The organism is Brachybacterium sp. AOP42-C2-15 (assembly GCF_052377065.1).
GTDB lineage: Bacteria > Actinomycetota > Actinomycetes > Actinomycetales > Dermabacteraceae > Brachybacterium.
In genome coordinates this window covers 1-2497 of record NZ_JBQSWK010000088.1, presented here as the reverse complement: position 1 = coordinate 2497, position 2497 = coordinate 1, and the positions used below count along the sequence as shown (strand labels likewise).

The following is a 2497-nucleotide window of genomic DNA, read 5'->3' as shown; positions in this document are numbered from 1 at the left end:
CTCGATGTTTCATCGGGTTGGTGAGCGGGGGCGTTCGGCGTCGTTGCCGGCGTTCAGCTGCTGATTCTGGCATGCGGGCGTGACAGGTCGGCGCAGTGTCCGTTGCGGGCGGTCGGGTTCCACTCCCGAGAAGGTGCTGGGGGTCGTAGGGACGGGTGGGCTCGCTACTCAGTTCTGCGCGACGGCGGTGCGGAGCCGGTTGACGCCGGTCAGGACCTTCACGGCTTCGGGTGCGTGCTGGGCGAGGTGGAGGACCTTGTGCCGGCAGCGGCGCACCAGGGTCGCAGGGACCTCGAACAACCGCGCGCGAAGCCGTTTGGGCTCCCACTTCCTGGCGTCGTCACTGGTGAAGGCGATGGTCTGCATCCAGGCAACAAGCTCGGAGGCGAGCTGGACGACCTGGCACCAGATCTGGTTCTGCGTGAAGGACTGCAGCGGAAACTTCATCAGGCCCGTGTCTTTGGCGTTGCGGATCCGGTCCTCGCACCGGGCGCGGCGGCGGTGCCGCAGCTCGAGGACGGGCAGCTGTCCGCGTGGGGTGTTGGTCGCGAACGCGGTGATGCGCATCCCCTCGTGATCGGTGATCCGCAGCTGCGCTCCGGGATGGGGACGTTCCTTCCGCACGATCACCCGCATCCCGCCTGGCCAGCCGGAAAGGTCCAGCAGCCCGGTCAGTTCCGCCACGAACGCGCCCTCACGGACCCCGTCATCGTCACTGTCATAGGCGGGAGTCCACGCCTTCGCCTCGTCGAGACGTTCCAGCACGCCAGGAGTGTTTGCGGGGAGGGAGAACCCGACCGAGTAGGCCAGACGCCGCGTGGTCAGCCACTGGATGAAGTCCTTGGTGCCGCCGGCTCCATCGGTGCGGATCAGGATCTTCTTCGAGCCCCGCCCGCCAGAGGAGAGCAGTCCGGACGGCAGCTGGGCGAGAGCCTGACGGGTCACGGCGATGTGGTCGCTGGCCGTGTTCGAGCCTGCGTTGCCGGGCCGGAGGTGGATCGCGAGAGGTTCTCCGGTCCCGGTCTGGCCGTGGTCGAGGAAGGCGCAGAGGGGGTGGTAGCCGAAGCCGCGTTTGAACGTCGGTGCGGCCTGCTCCTTCTCGCTGTGGACATTGATCAGGGTGGCGTCGAGGTCGATGACCAGCGGGTTCTTCGCACTGGTCTTCGCGGCTGGAGAGTGGTCGCCGGCGAAAGTCCAGGCTCGTTCACGCGCGGCCCGGCGGGCCCGAGAGATCGCCTCGATCACGGCGGGTGCGTCCTGGGCGAGCGTGGTGAGCATGCGGGAGATCGTCGGCGTCGAGGCGACGTCGCCGAACAGGCCCGGTTCACACCGCAGCAGGTCAGTGTCGCGGGCGACTTCCCCGCCCACCGCGAGCGTCATGGCGAGATCCAGCAGCACCTTCGACCCGTGATGCTCGGCCAGCGGCTTCGTCCACGGCGTCAACGCTTCCCGCAGTGAAGCGGCCAGGCCGGTGGCGTGGATCGTGTCGGTCAGCAGCACCGCACCGGCGTGCGAGACCGCCGGGACCTCAGCGATGTCCACGCGCGGACGAGGGTAGTAGAACAAGGTAGGGTGGGACACCTGAAAGGTGCTCCTTCCAGCGGATGAATGCGAGTCTCGACAACCCGTATTATCCCTGGCCAGGAGCGCCTTTCGCTATCTGGTCCACCCTCCAAGACCGCGCCCCCGTGAAATCTCGAGGTTAGCTCTCCCGGCAGTGAGGGAGAAGGCAGCTTGTGGCACGGGATTCTGGCTCATCTTCACCCGCGGCAACGGCGCTCCGACGGGACTTACGCTGGTGTGCCACAAACGACGGCGGTCTCAACCGGTCAACGCACCACCCGCCTACTCTGTCAGGTCTTCGTGCCGTAGGTGCCATGTCTGCGGTAGCGAGACCCAGCGATGCCGCCCCCGTATCCTCGAGGGATGAACATGAGTCGTGGTCGCGCAGTTGGGAGTGCTTTCTCCGCGAAGGAGAAGACGGTGCTGGATCTTCTGTGCAGCGGGGATCACCCGTACCGTGAACTGGCTCGCGAGCAGCTCCGCGTCGCGTCGTGGGGTGGGTACCAGCTCGACGAGTGCGACTGCTTCCTTATCTCGGTTCCCAAGTTGCCGAAGGCAGCCCGGATCAGGCACGGTGGCGGACCGTTCTCTACCTTGGATGTCTCGCGCGCCGGAGAAGGGCTTGGCCAGCTCGATCTATGGGTCGTCGACGGTTACCTGCACTCCGTTGACTACATGACCTACGACGATCACGAGATGCTGCCTGACCTCGAAGATGACACTCTCGAGCCGCTCTACTGAGCCGTTTAGGCGAGCCTGCAAGCACGAAGTCGTTCGCGGCTGCTCAGCCAGTCAAGGACCTGGCGTGGACGTGTGTTGATCTTGTTCGCGATCTGATCGAGTTCGTCTTGAGTGAAGCGGTACAGGTCGGCGTTCTTCGCCAGGTACTGGCGTAGGAGCCGGTTGGTGTTCTCGTTCGAGCCTCGTTGCCACG

At 65.6% G+C, this 2497-nt stretch carries 2 protein-coding genes and 1 pseudogene; 1 reads left to right on the top strand and 2 read right to left on the bottom strand.

Going from position 1 to position 2497, the window contains the following annotated elements; all coding sequences use genetic code 11:
• Window positions 1–168 precede the first annotated feature (168 nt).
• Window positions 169–1581 (bottom strand): IS1380 family transposase, encoded by a 1413-nt coding sequence (locus ACT3SQ_RS19085; protein ID WP_444502887.1) that lies wholly within the window; start codon window positions 1579–1581, stop codon window positions 169–171.
• Between the two features lie 345 nt (window positions 1582–1926).
• On the opposite strand from ACT3SQ_RS19085, the gene ACT3SQ_RS19080 reads away from it, so the two are divergent.
• Window positions 1927–2304 carry a hypothetical protein gene (locus tag ACT3SQ_RS19080; RefSeq protein ID WP_143277994.1) on the top strand — a complete coding sequence of 126 codons (378 nt, stop codon included), beginning with the start codon at window positions 1927–1929 and terminating at the stop codon, window positions 2302–2304.
• A 5-nt stretch (window positions 2305–2309) separates the two neighbouring features.
• Here the strand turns inward: ACT3SQ_RS19080 and ACT3SQ_RS19075 are convergent.
• A pseudogene (locus ACT3SQ_RS19075) lies at window positions 2310–2497 on the bottom strand (IS30 family transposase); the annotation flags it as partial.